This window comes from Kribbella sp. NPDC031520 (assembly GCF_055580825.1).
Genome location: NZ_JBVIKS010000007.1, coordinates 276,627 through 293,713 on the forward strand (window position 1 = coordinate 276,627; position 17,087 = coordinate 293,713).

Genomic DNA, 17,087 nt, shown 5'->3' on the forward strand with positions numbered 1-17,087 from the left:
CCCTTGTTCGTGGGTGGAATGCCAGCCGTAAGTATGTGAGAGGGCTGTGAGAGCTGTGTCGGCGGGTGTGAGAGAGCTGCGAGAACCCTCCTGACCGCGCAATCAGCAAGGTCCAGTAGAGCTGTGAACGCCGAAGATATCGCCGGCCTGGTAGTGGCCGTTGCTCTGGTCCTCTATCTGATCGCCGCCCTGGTCTTTCCCGAGAGGTTCTGATGTCCGACACCGCAGCCGGCCTGTTACAGGTCGGCCTCCTGCTCGCGTGCCTGGCGGCCGTGTACCGGCCGTTCGGCGGGTACCTGGCCCGGGTCTACACGTCCGACAACGACCTGCGGATCGAGCGCGTGACGTACAAGCTGTTCGGCGTCGACCCGAAGGCCGACCAGACCTGGGCCGTGTACGCGCGCTCACTGCTCGCGTTCTCCGCGCTCAGCGTAGTCCTGTTGTACCTGCTCCAGCGGCTGCAGCACTGGCTGCCACTGTCGCTGGGGCTGCCCAACGTGGAGTCCGGGCTGGCGTTCAACACCGCGGCGTCGTTCGTGTCGAACACGAACTGGCAGTCGTACTCACCCGAAGCAACGATGGGCCACCTGGTCCAGTTCGCCGGCCTCGCGGTGCAGAACTTCCTGTCCGCGGCCGTCGGCATCACCGTCGCGATCGCCCTGATCCGCGGCTTCGCCCGCGCGAAGACCAACCGGCTCGGCAACTTCTGGGTCGACCTGACCCGGACCGTACTGCGGGTGCTGCTGCCGATCGCGGTGATCGGGACGCTGGCGCTGGTCGCGATGGGCGTCGTACAGAACTTCTCCGGCGGCCACGAGGTCACCTCGGTGGTCGGCCAGACCCAGACGATCCCCGGCGGCACCGTCGCCAGCCAGGAGATCATCAAGGAGCTCGGCACCAACGGTGGCGGCTACTACAACGCCAACTCCGCGCACCCGTTCGAGAACCCGAACGGCCTGTCGGACCTGTTCGAGATCTTCCTGCTGCTGGTGATCCCGGTCTGCCTGACCCGGACCTTCGGCCTGATGGTCAAGGACAAGCGGCAGGGCTACGCGATCCTCGGCGTGATGGGCACGATCTGGGGCGCGTTCGTCGCCCTAGCGACGTTCTTCGAGGTCCAGGGCGCGGGCACTGCGACCCAGGCCGCCGGGGCCGCGATGGAGGGCAAGGAGACGCGCTTCGGTGAGTGGGCGTCGTCGCTGTTCGCGGTCTCCACCACCGGTACGTCGACCGGCGCGGTGAACTCGATGCACGACTCGTTCACGCCGCTCGGCGGCGGCGTGGCGCTGTTCCACATGATGCTCGGCGAGGTGACACCCGGCGGTACCGGTACGGGCCTCTACGGGATGCTGATCCTCGCCGTCCTCGCGGTGTTCGTCGCGGGCCTGATGGTCGGCCGTACGCCGGAATATCTGAAGAAGAAGATCACCGCGCGCGAGATGAAGCTGGTCTCGCTGTACATCCTGACGACGCCGACCCTCGTACTCGTCGGCGCCTCGCTCGCGATGGGACTCGCGGCCGCCCGGGCCTCGATCCTGAACACGGCGAGCCCGCACGGGTTCTCCGAGGTGCTGTACGCGTTCACGTCGGCCGGTAACAACAACGGCAGCGCGTTCGCCGGGCTCAGCGCGAACATCCCCTTCTACAACACGGCTCTCGGGCTGGTGATGCTGCTCGGCCGGTTCGTACCCATCGTGTTCGCGCTCGCGCTGGCCGGGTCGCTGGCTCAGCAGCAGCCGGTACCGGTGACCCAGGGCACGCTGCCCACCCACAAGGCCCTGTTCGTGACGCTGCTCGTAGGCACCGTCCTGATCGTCACGGGCCTGACGTACTTCCCCGCACTGACCCTTGGACCCCTCGCGGAGGGACTGTGACCACCCTGACCATGCCATCAGGGCCGCCCGTGCACACACCGGCGGCCCCTCCGAAGAAGAAGACGTCGTCGGGTCTGTTCGACCCGAAGATGTTGCTCACCTCGCTGCCGGACGCGCTTCGCAAGCTCGATCCGCGGATGATGGTGAAGAACCCGGTCATGTTCGTGGTCGAGGTCGGTGCGGTCGCGTCGACGGTCTTCGCGTTCACCGATTCCAGCGTGTTCGTCTGGTGGATCGTGGTCTGGCTCTGGCTGACCGTGATCTTCGCCAACCTCGCCGAGGCCGTCGCCGAAGGCCGCGGCAAGGCGCAGGCGGAGACGCTGCGCCGGGCCAAGACCGAGACCACGGCGCGGCGGCTGATCAAGGGCGACGGCGAGGAAGAGGTACCGGCGACCCAGCTGCAGCTCGGCGACCTGGTCGTCGTCGAGGCCGGTCAGATCATCCCCGGCGACGGTGACGTCGTCGAGGGCGTCGCTTCGGTGGACGAGTCGGCGATCACCGGCGAGTCGGCCCCGGTCATCCGGGAGTCGGGCGGCGACCGGAGCGCGGTCACCGGCGGTACGAAGGTGCTGTCCGACCGGATCGTCGTGAAGATCACCACCAAACCCGGTGAGAGCTTCATCGACCGGATGATCGCGCTGGTCGAGGGCGCCTCCCGGCAGAAGACGCCGAACGAGATCGCGCTGAACATCCTGCTGGCCAGCCTGACGATCGTGTTCCTGATCGCCACCGCCACGCTGCCGACGTTCGCGAACTACGCGCACACGCAGCTGAGCCTGGTGATCCTGGTCGCCCTGCTGGTCTGCCTCATCCCGACCACGATCGGTGCGCTGCTGTCCGCGATCGGTATCGCCGGCATGGACAGGCTGGTACAGCGCAACGTACTGGCGATGTCCGGACGCGCGGTCGAGGCCGCCGGCGACGTGAACACCCTGCTGCTGGACAAGACCGGCACCATCACGCTGGGGAACCGGCAGGCATCGGAGTTCATCCCGGTCGGAGGCGTGTCCGACACCGAGCTGGCGGATGCCGCGCAGCTGTCCAGCCTCGCGGACGAGACGCCCGAGGGCCGGTCGATCGTCGTACTGGCGAAGACCGGGTACGGGCTGCGCGAACGGCACACCGGAGAGTTGCCGCACGCAACGTTCGTGGAGTTCACCGCGCAGACCCGGATGAGCGGCGTGGACGTCGACGACCGGCAGATCCGCAAGGGCGCCGCGGGTGCGGTGAACGCGTGGATCGGTCAGCACGGCGGTTCGGCGGACGCGAAGCTCGGCGAGATCGTCGACGGCATCTCGGCCTCCGGTGGTACGCCGCTGGTCGTTGCCGAGAGCATCGATGGAGGCGCTCGGGCGCTGGGTGTGATCCACCTGAAGGATGTGGTCAAGGAAGGGATGCGGGAGCGGTTCGACCAGATGCGCGCGATGGGCATCCGGACCGTGATGATCACCGGCGACAACCAGCTGACCGCGAAGGCGATCGCCGAGGAGGCCGGGGTCGACGACTTCCTGGCCGAGGCGACGCCCGAGGACAAGATGGCGCTGATCAAGAAGGAGCAGGAAGGCGGCCGGCTGGTCGCGATGACCGGTGACGGTACGAACGACGCCCCGGCGCTCGCGCAGGCCGACGTCGGCGTGGCGATGAACTCCGGTACGTCGGCCGCGAAGGAGGCCGGCAACATGGTCGACCTCGACTCGAACCCGACCAAGCTGATCGAGATCGTGGAGATCGGCAAGCAGTTGCTGATCACCCGCGGGTCGCTGACCACGTTCTCGATCGCGAACGACGTGGCGAAGTACTTCGCGATCCTGCCGGCGCTGTTCGCCTCGGCGTACCCGGGGCTGGACAAGCTGAACATCATGGGCCTGCACTCGCCGCAGTCGGCGATCGTGTCCGCGATCGTGTTCAACGCGCTGATCATCGTGCTACTGGTCCCGCTCGCGCTGCGCGGCGTCCGGTACCGCCCGTCCTCGGCCTCGGCGATGCTGCGCCGGAACCTGCTCGTGTACGGAGTCGGTGGGCTGATCAGTCCGTTCGTCGGAATCAAGCTTCTCGACCTGGTGATCTCGCTGATCCCGGGTCTTCGGTGAAAGGCAGTCAGATGAGGCAGTTCGGGGTAGCAGCGCGGGTGCTGCTGTTCTTCACGGTCGTGCTCGGAGTTGTTTATCCGCTGGCGATGACCGGCGCCGCGCAGGTGCTGTTCCACGGGAACGCGAACGGGTCGATCGTCAAGGTCAACGGCAAGGAGGTCGCCTCCGGCCTGATCGGCCAGGCGTACACGATGGACAGCGGGAAGAAGGATGCCGACGGCAAGGCGATCATGGTCGCCGACCCCAAGTGGTTCCAGACCCGGCCGTCCGCGAGCGACTACGACGCGAAGGCCAGCGGCGGTTCGAACCTCGGTCCGAACAACGCCGACCTGGTCGCCGCGATCGCCGAGCGGCGCAAGGCGGTCGCGGCGCTGGAGGGCGTCGAGGAGTCCCAGGTGCCAGCGGACGCAATTACGGCCAGCGGTAGCGGCCTCGACCCGGACATCAGCCCGGCGTACGCCGCTCTGCAGGTCAACCGGGTCGCCCGCGAGCGTGGCCTGAGTGTGGCGCAGGTACAGAAGCTGGTGAAGGAGAACACCGACGGTCGGGTCCTGGGCTTCCTCGGTGAACCCGCTGTGAACGTGGTCAAGCTCAACGCTGCGTTGGCCGCGCTCTGAGAGCATGGGGATATGAGTAAGAGCGGCCGCGGGCATCTGCGGATCTACCTGGGGGCCGCGCCCGGCGTTGGGAAGACCTACAAGATGCTGGGCGAGGGCCGGCGCCGGCGCGCCCGCGGGACCGACGTCGTGGTCGGATTCGTGGAGACCCACGGCCGTAAGTACACCGCAGAGATGCTGGACAGCATGGAGACGGTGCCGCGGCGGATCATCGACTACCGCGGCGCCAGCTTCACCGAGCTGGACCTGGACGCCGTACTGGCTCGCCGTCCTGATGTGGCGCTGGTCGACGAGATGGCGCACACCAACATCCCGGGCAGCCGGAACGAGAAGCGCTGGCAGGACATCGAGGAGCTGCTGACCGCCGGCATCGACGTGATCTCCACGCTGAACATCCAGCACCTCGAGTCGATCAACGACGTGGTCGAGAAGATCACCGGCGTACCGCAGCAGGAGACGGTCCCGGACCGGGTGGTCCGGGCCGCCGACCAGATCGAGCTGGTCGACATGACGCCGGAGGCGCTGCGCCGGCGGATGGCACACGGCAACGTGTACGCCGCCGACAAGATCGACGCTGCCCTGGGCAACTACTTCCGGGTCGGCAACCTGTCCGCGCTGCGGGAGCTCGCGCTGCTCTGGCTCGCGGACCGGGTGGACGCCGGCCTGCAGCAGTACCGGGCGCAGCACGACATCGACTCGACCTGGGAGGCCCGCGAGCGGGTCGTCGTCGCGCTGACCGGCGGTCCCGAGGGCGAGACGCTGATCCGGCGGGCCGCGCGGATCGCGGCGCGGTCGTCCGGCGGGGACCTGCTCGCCGTACACGTGGCCCGCTCCGACGGGCTGACCGGCGCGAACCCGAGCAAGCTCGCGCAGCAGCGGAACCTGGTCGAGAAGCTCGGCGGCACCTATCACCAGGTGGTCGGCGACGACATCCCGGACGCGCTGCTGACCTTCGCGAGGGCGGAGAACGCGACCCAGCTCGTCCTCGGCGGATCCCGTCGCAGCCGGTTGTCGACGCTGCTGACCGGTCCCGGGATCGGTTCGACCACGATCCGCGACTCCGGCGACATCGACGTACACATCGTCACGCACTCGCTGATGGGCCGCGGCCGACTGCCCCGGCTGCGCGGCAGCCTGTCCCGGAAGCGGAAGATCCAGGGCTTCGTCCTGGCCATCGTGCTGCAACCGGTGCTCGCGCTGCTCCTCGGTCTGGGCGGCGACACGCTCAACCTGACCAGCAATGTGCTCGCGTTCCTGCTCGCGGTGGTCGTGGTGGCCCTGGTCGGCGGGATGTGGCCGGCGATGCTGACCGCGATCGCCGGATCGCTCGTACTGAACTACTTCTTCACCCCTCCGAAACGCACGTTCACGATCGCTGAACTGAACAACGCGCTCGCCCTGCTGATCTTCATCATGGTCGCGGCCATGGTCAGCTCGGTCGTCGACCGCGCGGCCCGTCGGACGAGACAGGCAGCCCGCGCGGCCGCGGAATCGGAGACCTTGGCGACCTTGGCCGGCTCGGTACTACGGGGTGAGACGGCGCTCCCAGCCTTGCTGGAACGGGTTCGCGAGGCGTTCGGGATGACCGGCGCGTGCCTGATGGAACGCATCGACGACGACGAGCTGACCGAGGTGTGGCGACCGCTGGCGTCGGCCGGGTCGCTGACCTGTACGCGGCCCGAGGAGGCCGATGCCGAGATCCCGGCGCGGGACGACCTCGTCCTGGTTCTGCAAGGGCATCAGCTGGAGGCGGACGAACGCCGGCTGGTCGGCGCGTTCGCTGCACACGCTGCCGCACTCGTCGATCGGGCCCGGTTGAGCGAACAGGCCGCCGAGGCGAAGCCGCTGGCCGAGGCCGACAAGTTGCGTACGGCGTTGCTCCGGGCAGTCGGGCACGACCTGCGGTCCCCGTTGGCGTCGGCGAAGGCGTCGGTGACCTCGCTGCGCAGCGACGACGTGGAGTGGAGCGAATCCGAACGCGCCGAGCTGCTCGAGACCGCGGACGAGTCGCTGGATCGGCTCTCGCGGCTGGTGGACAACCTGCTGGACCTGAGTCGCCTGCAGGCCGGCGTACTCCCGGTCTTCACGCGGCCGATGGCGCTCGACGAGATCGTTCCCCGCGTACTTTCCGAGCTCGGCGACGACGCGAACCGGGTCGCCGTCGACATCCCGGCCACGCTGCCACTGGTCGAGGCCGATCCGACGCTGCTGGAGCGGGTGGTCGCGAACCTGCTGGCGAACGCGGTGCGGTACTCGCCGCCCGGGCAGCCCCCGCTGGTCACCGGTAGCGCGCTCGGCGACACCGTGGAGATCCGGGTGATCGACCGCGGTCCGGGCATCCCGCGGCAGGACCGCGACAGGGTGTTCGCCCCGTTCCAGCGGCTCGGCGACACCGACAACACTGTCGGCGTCGGGCTCGGGCTGGCGCTGGCGCGCGGACTCGCCGAGGCGATGAACGGCACCTTGCAGCCGGAGGACACGCCAGGTGGTGGACTGACCATGGTGGTCTCGATCCCCACAGCACAGGCTGCGGAGACCCCGGTCCCAGGCAGCCGCGAAAGGTCAGGAGAGACCGAGTGACTGAACTGATGCCGCGACTCCGTCGCGGCGGGTCATGGGGCTGGTACTCCCGGCCTTCCCTCGTCGCTCCGGTCGCTTCGCTCCCTCCACTCCTCAGTCCAGGCCGGGAGGCCCCATGACCAGGGTTCTGGTGGTTGACGACGAGCCGCAGATCGTGCGGGCGTTGCAGATCAACCTGAAGGCGCGTGGGTACGAAGTGCACCTGGCCGGTACCGGTACGTCGGCGCTGAAGGTGGCCGCACAGCACCCGCCGGAGCTGGTCATCCTCGACCTCGGGCTGCCGGACTTCGACGGTGTCGACGTGATCCGCGGGCTGCGCGGCTGGACCGACGCGCCGATCCTCGTGCTGTCCGGGCGGACCGACCAGACCGACAAGGTCGAGGCGCTGGACGCCGGCGCCGACGACTACGTGACCAAGCCGTTCGGGATCGACGAACTGCTCGCCCGGATGCGCGCCGTACTGCGCCGCAGCAACCCCGCGCAGGACCAGCCGATGGTGACCGTCGGCGGAATCGCGGTCGACCTGGCCGCGAAACGCGTCACGCTGGAGAGCGGCGAGGACGTACGGCTGACGCCGACCGAGTGGCACCTGCTGGAGGTACTGGTCCGCAACCCCGGCAAGCTGATGTCCCAACGCCAGCTCCTGACCGAGGTCTGGGGTCCCGGCTACGAAACCGCGAGCGGCAACCTCCGCTTCTACATGGGCCAGCTACGCCGCAAACTCGAGCCCGACCCCGCCCGCCCGAAACACCTCCTCACCGAACCCGGGATGGGGTACCGCTTCGAGTCGTGACGTCCGTTTCGTTCAAGACGCGGCGTGCGGGTCTGCGGGAGGGTGGGGGCATGGACATGTACACGGCAGCACGGGATTTCGTACGGCGGGACGCTCGGGTGCTGGAGCGGCGGCTTTTCGCGACGATCTTCGAGGGGGCTGATCCGCGGGGCGTGGTCGACGCGCTGCGTGGGTTCCAGAACGCCGACGGGGGATTCGGGTGGGGGCTGGAGCCGGACAAACGCTGCCCGGACAGCCTGCCGCTGGACGTCGAGGTCGCCTTCGACACGATGCTCGCCGCCGGTGCCAGCGACGAGGACATGATCCGCCGAGCCGTCGACTGGCTCGATTCGGTGGCCACGCCGGATGGCGCCGTACCGCTGTGCGGCCCGGCCGTCGAGGGCTACCCGCGCGCGGAGCACATCGGCGAGTGGACGTACAAGCCGGACGTGAACCCGACGGCCGGCCTGGTGGGACGGCTGCAGAAGCTCGGCACCGAGCACCCGTGGCGGGATCGTGCATCGACCTGGTGTGCGGCTCAGCTGGCGAACGGCTTCCCGGAGGACGCGCACGGTATGCACGAGGCGCTCGAGTTCCTGGAGCACACCGGCGGCGCCGACTTCGATCGCATCCGCGAGTGGCTCCCCAAGCTCCAGAACTACCGCGCCGACGCGGCCGACCCGTCGTACGGGGTGACGCCGCTGCAGTTCGCGCCGACGCCCGACAGCATCTGGCGACCGCTCTTCACAGACGCCCAACTCGACGCCCACCTGGACCGCCTGATCGCCGACCAGCAGCCCGATGGTGGCTGGGCCATCACCTGGGAACCACCCGGTCCCGCCGCGACCCTCGAGTACCGCGGCATCGTCACGGTCGGCGCCCTTCGCACACTGAAGGCGTACAACCGGCTCTGAAACTGCGTATTGCGCATATTTGCGTGACGCGCAATGATTGACGTGTGACAGGGCTCCGGGAGCGGAAGAAGGTCGCGACGCGGCGGGCGATCGGCCTTGCCGCGATGCGGCTGGCGATCGAGCGCGGGCTGGAGAACGTGCTCGTCGAGGACATCGCGGCCGCGGCCGGAGTGTCGCCGCGGACGTACAACAACTACTTCGCGAACAAGTACGAGGCGATCTGCTCGTTGGCGGCGGATCGCGCCACCCGGACCGGCCGGGCGCTGCGTGAGCGCCCGGCCGGTGAGGCGTTGTGGGACAGCATCCGGGCGAGCGTGCTTGCGGAGTACGAGGCCGGTGACCCGGATCCGGAGTGGGTCTCGGGTGTCCGGCTGGTGACGAGTGCGCCGGGGCTGCAGGGGGAGTACCTCAAGGCCCGGAATGCGATGGAGCGCGAGCTGGCGGCCGCGATCGCCGCTCGCGTCGGCGACGGGCTGCTGCCGGTCGTCGTGGCCGCGGCCGTCAACGCCGCGGCCGAGTTGGCCGTGTCACGATGGCTGGACGCGGGCGGCGCGGAAACGATCCACAGCTACGTCGAGAACGCCTTGGACGAACTCGAATCGATCATCGGGAGGCCGCAATGATGCTCGCCGTACCTGGCGCCGAGTTGTACTACGAGACCGCGGGCAGCGGCCCGCTGATCCTGCTCGTTCCGGGCGGAAACGGCGACGTGTTGCCGTACTCCGGTCTGCTCCGCCTGCTCTCCGACAGCTACACCGTCGTCGCGTACAACCGTCGCGGCTTCTCACTGAGCCCCGTCGACGGTCCGATCGATCCCGCGACCAGGCTGGACGCCGACGCGGACGACGCCGTGGCCCTGATCGAGCACCTCGGCTCCGGACCGGCTCACGTGTTCGGCAGCAGCTCCGGCGCGATCGTCGGCCTGCATCTGCTGACCCGGTCGCCCGAGCACGTCGCGACCTTGATCAGCCACGAGCCGCCGCTCGCCACGCTGCTTCCGGACAGCGACGAGTGGCTCGCCTTCATCGACGAGGTGTACGACGTCTGGCGCGCGGAGGGTGCGCAGCCGGCGATGCGGCGCTTCGGTGAACGGATCCTTGGGGTCACCAACGACGACGCGTCCGATCGGCTCGCGGCGCTGCCGGCCGAGCAGCGGACCGAGCTGATGCACCGGATGAGCGCGAACCTCACGCGCTGGTTCGAGTACGAGTTGAAGACGTACCCGCGGTACGAGCCCGATCTGCCGGCCTTGGAGAAGCTGAAGGACCGGCTGGTGCTTGCTGGCGGCAACGATTCGCGCGAGCTGTTCCCGTACCTGCCGAACACGGTCCTCGCCTCGCGCCTCGGTTTGGAGATCGTGGATTTCCCCGGCGATCACATCGGATACGCCGCACGCGCACCCGAGTTCGCCAAGCAGTTGCGCACGGTCCTCGCTACCCGGCCTCCGCTGGGTGTTCGACCTGGCGATCGCCCCACTGGGTGAGCAGGCCTCGGGCGATCTCCAGGTCCTCGCGCAGCGAACGGTCGGCCAGGTCGCCGGGCAGTGCCGTCAGTGCGTCGGCGAGCCACGGGCCGATCGCCGCCGGCGCGAGGTCGTCGGGCGTCAGGCCGGCCAGGCGGATCGCACGTACGGCGGTGACGAGCTCGCTGGCGAGTACCTCCCGGAGCGCGTCGAGGAGCTGCTTCGTCAGCGCGGCGGCCTGCGGGGCGAAGCTCGCGTGCAGCTCGGCGCCCCGGGACAACGTCGCCGTACCGAGGGTGGCGGGCTGGGCGGCGGCGCGGACGGACGCGAGCGCGTCGTGGGCAACGTACTCGATCATCATCACGCCAGAGCTGGCCTCGGCGCCGCTGGCGAGGAAGCGGCTGAGGCCGGTGTAATCCGGGTCGACGAGGTTCGCGACGCGGGTCGTGGAGAGCGTCGCGACGCTGTGCAGGCTGAGCCGGAGCGAGTCCAGCGCGAGCGCGATCGGCATCGCGTGCCAGTTGCCGTTGTGCAGTACGGAGTCGCCGGCAACCAACGGGTTCTCGGCGGCGGCGTTGATGTCGATCCGTACGCTGTTGCCCAGGGCATCGGAGTGGTCAACGGCCGGTCCTAGTACTTGTGCGAAAGCCCTCAGTCCGAAGGGATCCTGGACGCGGACAGGTTTCAGCGGGAGGCCGTCGAGCAGCTCCCGCATCCTCCGGGCGACCCTCAGCTGCCCCGGTTGCGGACGGGCCTCGTGGACGCGGACGTCGTACACCTCGGCGTTGCCACGGAGCGCGACATGCGCCAGGGCGCCGACCAGCGGTACGACGTTGATCAGCGTGGACGCGTCGACATACGCGAGGCAGCACTCGGCCAGCGTGAGGGCGTTGCTGGACAGCAGGGGGAGTGCGCTGGTGCCGTCGATGACGTCGCCGAGCGCGAGCCCGAGTTCGGCGAGCGGGCCGAGGTCGCCGGTCCCGATCGCGCCGCCGCGGTGCAGGTCGGGGAGGTCGTCGTCGTTGAGCAGGCCAACGATCGCGTCGGCGACCGCGGGCTCGAGACCGGATCCGCCGGCGGCGAGCTGGTTCACCCGGATCAGCAGACCGAGCCGTACGACGTCCTTCGGGTACGACGTCGTACCGGTGGTCGAGTGGGACGCCAGCAGCCGCGCACCGTGCTCCGGGTCGGACGTCAGGACGTCGCGGTTCGCGCCGACGCCGGTGGTCCGGCCGTACACGGCACGCCGCGCCGCCACCTCGGCGACCACGCGCGCCGACTCGTGCATCCGCTTCCGTGCGTCGTCACTCAGGCGTACCGCCGTACGCCGTTGGCCCAACGCCACAGCCTCCAACGGCGCCAACCCAGCCCCGCTGAGCTCGACCGGTTCCATCCCGTCATTGTGAGACTCGCGCCCGCCTCCGGGTAACTGACGCGCTGGGTTGACCGTCTCGTATCCGAGACGGCGGCACCTGGGGAGGATGTTGTGCCGGATCGGGCGGAGGATCCTCCCCAACCTCGGCCGGGCCGGGCCGGGCAAACGAACAGCCCGTCACCCTCGGTGGAGGTGACGGGCTGGAAGTTGTCGCGGGTTACTTCTGGCCGTAGCGCCTCTTGAACTTCTCCACCCGGCCCTGGGTGTCCATCACGCGCTGCTGGCCCGTGTAGAACGGGTGGCTCGCGGACGAGATCTCGACGTCGACGACGGGGTAGGTGTTCCCGTCCGTCCAGACGACGGTCTCGTTGCTCTCGCGGGTCGAACCGGTGAGGAAGCTGAAGTCGCCGGACTTGTCCCGGAAGACGACCCGGCGGTAGTCGGGGTGAATGTCCTTCTTCATGCTGCGTTACTTCCTTCCAAGTAGGGCGCGAACGGATCGGTCAGGGGGTGGACCGCTTCGTCCGCTCGCAGGACACAACCATCGAGGCGGTCCTGTAATTCCCGGACGTCCAGACCGGTTCCGGTGAGCGACAGGTACGACGCGCGGTCGCCGTACTCGGGGTGCCACTCGAGCGCCGACCGGGCCTGGTGCTGCTGCCCGACGGCCGGCCAGCGGTCCGCGGGGAGATCGGCGAGCCACGGGCCGAGGACGCCGATCGCGATGTTCGACCCGAAGCTGTCCCAGCTCAGCCGGTTGCGGTGCTGGGTCGCGATCCACAGCGTCCCGCGACCGCGGACCGTCCCGGCGACCAGGTCCTCGAGGGCGTCGTACAGCCGCTCCGGGTGGAACGGCCGGTTGCTCTGCCAGACGAACGTCAGCCCGTCGACGGGTGCCGCGATCGAGCCGGGCTCCATCACTGGCCGTCGTCCGCGGATGCCGAGCAGACCGGTTGGTGTGGCCTTGACCAGCAACTGCGCGTTGATGGCCTGCAGGAGTGCACGGACGGTGTCGTCGTCGCTGCTGAGGATCACCGCGTTGGCTTGCTCGACCTGCCGTACGACGACCTCCGCGACCGCGCGGCCGTCCTCGGTGGCGGTCGCGATGCGCCGTTCGCGGAGCAGGTCCTCGCCGGTGAGGTCGTTGTCGGCTGTCGTGGTGTCGACGGTGGTGATGACCGAGTCGACGCACAGGTCGGCATCCCGGTCGATCTCGGCCGCGATCGCCTGCGTGTCGCCGGCGGCGGGGACGTCGACGATCGCCACGTCGTACCGCTCGACGGCCGCGATGCCCGCGAGCAGCTGGACGAGCGAGCCGCGCATCGCACAGGACACGCACGGGTGGGCCAGCGTGATCACCTCACGGTCGATCACCCCGGAGGCGGTCCGGGCGGTCCGGACGACGGCGCTCAGGTCGCGTACGTCGTACTCGACCAGAACGCCGGTGGCTCCGGCTTCGGCCAGCAGGTTGCCCGCGACGGCGCCGCGGAACCCGTCCCCGAGCCCCGTCACCAAGGTGACCGGCAGCATCGACTCTCCTCACTTGTTGAAAACGATAACCAGTACAAAGTACCCTGTCCGACGGAATGTCCGCCACCCGGCCGGCGTTCTGACTGACAAGAGAAAGGACAGCATGGCCAAGCGCAACGACCTCCGCCCGATCGTCAAACTCCGCAGCACAGCCGGCACCGGCTACACCTGTGTAACCCGCAAAAACCGCCGCAACAACCCCGACCGCCTCGTGATCCGCAAGTACGACCCCACCCTCCGCACCCACACCGACTTCCGCGAAGAGCGCTGAGTATCGAGTCGTGGATCGTGGCTTCCCCGACCGGCGTGTCGTCAGCCGGAATCCACGACTCGGCAGGGGAGTGGACTAGCCGTGGAGGCGGCGGGTCAGGGCTTTGGCGGCTTGGCGGATTTTGTGGGCCAGGTGGGGGCGGTCGGTGGGTGGGACTTTGTCGGTGGGGAACGTGACGCTGATGGCTGCGACCGGGTGGCCGGCGTGGTCTACGGCGGCGCTGGCGACTGTCGCCATACCGGGGGTGATGAAGGAGTCCTCGACCGCGAAGCCTTGGCGTTTTTCGTCGGCGAGGATTCGGCGGAGCTGGCTGAGCGACTGCGGGCCGAGGTCGGTTCGGCGTACGAAGGACTCCGCGGACGGGAACAGCGCCCGTACCTGGGCGGGTGGTAGTTCGGCCAGCAGCGCGCGGCCGGAGGCGGTGAGGGTGGCGGGGAGGCGTACGCCGACGTCCGTCACCAGTGTGACCGGCCGCGGCGGCTGTTCCTTCAGCAGGTAGACGAGCTCCCGCCCGTGCAGTACGCCGAGGTGCGCCGTCTGCCCCACCTCGTGGACCAACTGCACCAGCAGCGGACGCGCCAACCGTTCCAGCGGATCGTGCCGCAGATAAGCCGACCCGATCTCGAAGGCGGCCACCCCGAGCCCGTACCGCTTCTCCTCCGGCAGGTGTACGACGAACCCCTCGTCCATCATTGCCCGCAGCAAGTGGTACGTCGACGAGCGTGGCAACCCGACCGCGGACGCGATGCGCTCCATCGGTACCGGACCGGGCTGGGTGGCCAGGAACGTGAGGACCCGCAACGTACGGGTCGAGGCGGGAACGTTGCCGCTCACAACCGCAGCGTATCCCTCAAACCCCGCTCGATTGCTTCTTCGATCGGCTGCGGCGGATCCAGAACCGAAAACCCTCGCCCAGGACCGCGATCGTGAACAGCCCGCCCGCGACGCCCCAGTCCATGAACTCGGGCCCGGACGTCAACAGCCCGACGCCGAGCGACAGGACCAGGAAGAACGTCAGCGAGATCGCGAGTCGCTTCACAGCGCCTTCTCCGCGGTCCACGCGCCGGACGTCTCGCGGTACCCGAGCCAGCGGTTGACCGCGAGCATCGGCTCGTTCGCCGCGTCGTTCCCGGTCGAGGCGACGGTGAACCCGGCGTCCCGCGACCGCGCCAGCGCCGCCGACTTCGCCACCTTCGCGAGGCCGCGCCCGCGCGCCGACGGGACCGTCCCGGTCAGGTTCGACCAGATCACCCCGCGGTCCGGGTCCGCGGTCGTGGTCACGAACGAAAGCACCCGGTCCCCGTCGAGTACGGCGACACTCAGGTCGTACCGCGTGTCCGGGTTCTCCCACTGGGTGTGCACCCATTCGTCGTACGCAGGCCCGCCCGAAAAGCCGCTCGGGTCGTCGTCCCGCACCTGGACCTCGGCGTCGTACACCTGCCGCGGCTCGAGCTCCTCGTACGTCACCAACCGCAGCCCGTCCGGTACCGGCAGTGGTTCCCGCGCCGCGGTCAGGTCGGCCGCGGAATGCGTCATCCGCCGTCCTACGACGAACCCGTGCTTCTCCGCAAACCCCGTCGAGTCGTCGGCCACCGCCACCAGCAACCGCCCGGCCCCGAGCTCCCGTGCGCGCCCTTCAACCGCAGCAAGCAGCGCAGTCCCGATCCCACGCCCGCGGTTCGACGACGGCACCTGGATCGTGATTCGCACCCGCGGCGCATCGGCGTCCACCGGCGGCAGGTAGATGTTCGCGTACCCGACCACATCCGGTCCGTCGACGGCGATCAGCACCTCTTGGCTCCGGCCGTGCTGCAGTTGCAGTTCGATGGCTCGCGCAGTCTTCACCAGTTGCGGCATCGTCGCGGCCCAGACCCGGGCGATCCCGACCGCGTCCTCCGGCCGCGCCGTCCGGATCTCGAACACCATGGCAGAACCTTACGGCTACGGAGGGTCGCCACACCTGTCTCACATTCGAGACAGAAAGTGGTACGGCGCTGCTGTCGGCGACCGATCCGGCGCGGTGCAATGTTCGGGTGGAACACACGGTGAATGGCACGGTGACTGTTGGCGTCGGCCCGCTGACCCCGGCCCAGGTGGTCGCGGTAGCGCGCTACGGCGCCCAGGTACGGATCGACGACCAGGCCCTCGAGGAGATCGCGAAGTCGCGTGCCGCGATCGAGGCGCTGGCCCACGCGGACACCCCGCACTACGGCGTCTCGACCGGGTTCGGCGCACTCGCCACCCGGCACATCGCGCCGGAGCTCCGGGCGCAGCTGCAGCGCAGCCTGATCCGCTCGCACGCGGCCGGCTCCGGCCCCGAGGTCGAGCCCGAGGTCGTCCGCGCGCTGGCCCTGCTCAGACTGTCCACCCTCGCCACCGGCCGTACCGGCGTGAAGGTCGAGACGGCCCAAGCGTACGCCGGTCTGCTGAACGCGCATCTGACGCCGGTCGTCCACGAGTACGGCAGCCTCGGCTGCTCGGGCGACCTGGCGCCGCTGTCCCACGTCGCGCTGGCGATCCTCGGCGAGGGCAAGGTCCGCGATGCCGGCGGCAACCTTCGCGACGCCGGCGAAGCCCTGGAAGCCAACGGTCTCCAGCCGGTCGTCCTGGCCGAGAAGGAAGGCCTCGCGCTGATCAACGGGACCGACGGCATGCTCGGCATGCTGGTCCTGGCGCTTGCCGATCTCGACCGGCTGTTCAAGACCGCCGACCTGGCCGCCGCGATGAGCGTCGAGGCCCAGCTCGGTACCGACCGTGTCTTCGCCGAGGACCTGCAGGCCCTGCGACCGCACCCGGGCCAGGCAAGCGCCGCCGCCAACCTGCGCGCGATCCTCAAGGACAGCGCGATCGTCGCGAGCCACCGCGGCCCGGACTGCAACCGTGTACAGGACGCCTACTCGCTCCGATGCTCTCCCCAGGTCCACGGTGCCGCCCGCGACACCGCTGCCCACGCGGCGACGGTCGCGGACCGCGAGCTGGCCGCCGCGATCGACAACCCCGTCGTACTGCCGGACGGCCGCGTCGAGTCCAACGGCAACTTCCACGGCGCCCCGGTCGGGTACGTACTCGACTTCCTCGCGATCGCCGTCGCGGACCTCGCCAGCATCAGCGAACGCCGTACCGACCGTTTCCTGGACGTCGCCCGCAACCACGGGCTGAACGCCTTCCTGGCCGACGATCCGGGCGTCGACAGCGGCCACATGATCGCGCAGTACACCCAGGCCGCGATCGTGTCCGAGCTGAAGCGGCTCGCCGTACCCGCCAGTGTCGACTCCATCCCGAGCAGTGCGATGCAGGAGGACCACGTCTCGATGGGCTGGTCCGCCGCGCGCAAGCTGCGCAAGTCCGTCGACGGTCTGCAGCGCGTCCTCGCGATCGAGATCCTCACCGCCGCGCGGGCGCTCGACCTGCGCGCACCGCTCGACCCCGCGCCGGCCACCGCCGCCGCCCGCAAGGCTCTCAGGCAATACGTCGAAGGCCCGGCCACGGACCGGTTCCTCGCCCCCGAACTCGAGCACTCCGTCCAACTCGTTGCCAATGGCACCTACATCGAAGCTGTCGAGGCCGTCACCGGCCCGCTCCTCTAGAAAGGCTGGATCACC

The 17,087-nt window shown here is 69.1% G+C and carries 17 protein-coding genes; 11 read left to right on the plus strand and 6 right to left on the minus strand.

Annotation, left to right across the window (positions count from 1 at the left end; all coding sequences use genetic code 11):
• Positions 1-123 precede the first annotated feature (123 nt).
• The 9 genes from kdpF to ACZ5BU_RS33940 all read left to right on the plus strand — a co-directional run bounded on the left by kdpF (position 124) and on the right by ACZ5BU_RS33940 (position 10,330).
• Positions 124-213, plus strand: a complete 90-nt coding sequence (kdpF, locus tag ACZ5BU_RS33900) for a K(+)-transporting ATPase subunit F (protein WP_465704613.1) — start codon at positions 124-126, stop codon at positions 211-213.
• Entirely contained in the window at positions 213-1,874 is a 1,662-nt protein-coding gene (kdpA, locus tag ACZ5BU_RS33905) for a potassium-transporting ATPase subunit KdpA (protein WP_465704615.1), read from the plus strand. Before kdpF ends, kdpA begins: the two co-directional genes overlap by 1 nt.
• A gap of 11 nt (positions 1,875-1,885) precedes the next feature.
• Complete coding sequence (kdpB, locus tag ACZ5BU_RS33910; protein ID WP_465704668.1) at positions 1,886-3,964, plus strand: potassium-transporting ATPase subunit KdpB; 2,079 nt, start codon at positions 1,886-1,888, stop codon at positions 3,962-3,964.
• A gap of 11 nt (positions 3,965-3,975) precedes the next feature.
• The gene (kdpC, locus tag ACZ5BU_RS33915; RefSeq protein ID WP_465704617.1) at positions 3,976-4,581 is read left to right on the plus strand and encodes a K(+)-transporting ATPase subunit C; all 606 of its coding nucleotides are present in this window, start codon (positions 3,976-3,978) and stop codon (positions 4,579-4,581) included.
• Positions 4,582-4,593: 12 nt separating this feature from the next.
• On the plus strand, positions 4,594-7,161 hold the full coding sequence (locus ACZ5BU_RS33920; RefSeq protein ID WP_465704619.1) for a sensor histidine kinase: 2,568 nt from the start codon (positions 4,594-4,596) through the stop codon (positions 7,159-7,161).
• Between the two features lie 115 nt (positions 7,162-7,276).
• Positions 7,277-7,954, plus strand: coding sequence for a response regulator (locus ACZ5BU_RS33925; RefSeq protein WP_465704621.1), 678 nt, complete (start codon positions 7,277-7,279; stop codon positions 7,952-7,954).
• 50 nt (positions 7,955-8,004) lie between these two features.
• Positions 8,005-8,847, plus strand: a complete 843-nt coding sequence (locus ACZ5BU_RS33930) for a hypothetical protein (protein WP_465704623.1) — start codon at positions 8,005-8,007, stop codon at positions 8,845-8,847.
• Between the two features lie 44 nt (positions 8,848-8,891).
• Positions 8,892-9,470 carry a TetR/AcrR family transcriptional regulator gene (locus tag ACZ5BU_RS33935; RefSeq protein WP_465704625.1) on the plus strand — a complete coding sequence of 193 codons (579 nt, stop codon included), beginning with the start codon at positions 8,892-8,894 and terminating at the stop codon, positions 9,468-9,470.
• The gene (locus ACZ5BU_RS33940; RefSeq protein ID WP_465704627.1) at positions 9,467-10,330 is read left to right on the plus strand and encodes an alpha/beta fold hydrolase; all 864 of its coding nucleotides are present in this window, start codon (positions 9,467-9,469) and stop codon (positions 10,328-10,330) included. Before ACZ5BU_RS33935 ends, ACZ5BU_RS33940 begins: the two co-directional genes overlap by 4 nt.
• Here ACZ5BU_RS33940 and ACZ5BU_RS33945 read toward each other — a convergent pair.
• From ACZ5BU_RS33945 to ACZ5BU_RS33955, 3 genes are all read right to left on the minus strand, one after another.
• Complete coding sequence (locus ACZ5BU_RS33945; protein WP_465704629.1) at positions 10,281-11,702, minus strand: aromatic amino acid lyase; 1,422 nt, start codon at positions 11,700-11,702, stop codon at positions 10,281-10,283. The genes ACZ5BU_RS33940 and ACZ5BU_RS33945 overlap by 50 nt on opposite strands.
• A gap of 199 nt (positions 11,703-11,901) precedes the next feature.
• Entirely contained in the window at positions 11,902-12,147 is a 246-nt protein-coding gene (locus ACZ5BU_RS33950) for a type B 50S ribosomal protein L31 (protein WP_141856056.1), read from the minus strand.
• Positions 12,144-13,214, minus strand: coding sequence for a CobW family GTP-binding protein (locus ACZ5BU_RS33955; RefSeq protein ID WP_465704632.1), 1,071 nt, complete (start codon positions 13,212-13,214; stop codon positions 12,144-12,146). Before ACZ5BU_RS33955 ends, ACZ5BU_RS33950 begins: the two co-directional genes overlap by 4 nt.
• 103 nt (positions 13,215-13,317) lie before the next feature.
• Between ACZ5BU_RS33955 and rpmG the strand changes: the two genes are divergently transcribed.
• Positions 13,318-13,485, plus strand: a complete 168-nt coding sequence (gene rpmG, locus ACZ5BU_RS33960) for a 50S ribosomal protein L33 (RefSeq protein ID WP_465704633.1) — start codon at positions 13,318-13,320, stop codon at positions 13,483-13,485.
• A 75-nt stretch (positions 13,486-13,560) separates the two neighbouring features.
• Here the strand turns inward: rpmG and ACZ5BU_RS33965 are convergent, their stop codons facing one another.
• The 3 genes from ACZ5BU_RS33965 to ACZ5BU_RS33975 are packed head-to-tail and all read right to left on the minus strand — an operon-like array spanning position 13,561 to position 15,411.
• Positions 13,561-14,319, minus strand: coding sequence for an IclR family transcriptional regulator (locus ACZ5BU_RS33965; RefSeq protein ID WP_465704635.1), 759 nt, complete (start codon positions 14,317-14,319; stop codon positions 13,561-13,563).
• A gap of 16 nt (positions 14,320-14,335) precedes the next feature.
• Positions 14,336-14,524: a hypothetical protein gene (locus tag ACZ5BU_RS33970; RefSeq protein WP_465704637.1), complete on the minus strand. Its 189-nt coding sequence runs from the start codon at positions 14,522-14,524 to the stop codon at positions 14,336-14,338.
• Positions 14,521-15,411 (minus strand): GNAT family N-acetyltransferase, encoded by an 891-nt coding sequence (locus tag ACZ5BU_RS33975; RefSeq protein WP_465704639.1) that lies wholly within the window; start codon positions 15,409-15,411, stop codon positions 14,521-14,523. The genes ACZ5BU_RS33970 and ACZ5BU_RS33975 overlap by 4 nt, the downstream gene beginning before the upstream one ends.
• A 107-nt stretch (positions 15,412-15,518) precedes the next feature.
• Between ACZ5BU_RS33975 and hutH the strand changes: the two genes are divergently transcribed.
• Positions 15,519-17,072, plus strand: coding sequence for a histidine ammonia-lyase (gene hutH / locus ACZ5BU_RS33980; protein WP_465704641.1), 1,554 nt, complete (start codon positions 15,519-15,521; stop codon positions 17,070-17,072).
• The last annotated feature ends 15 nt before the right edge of the window (positions 17,073-17,087 follow it).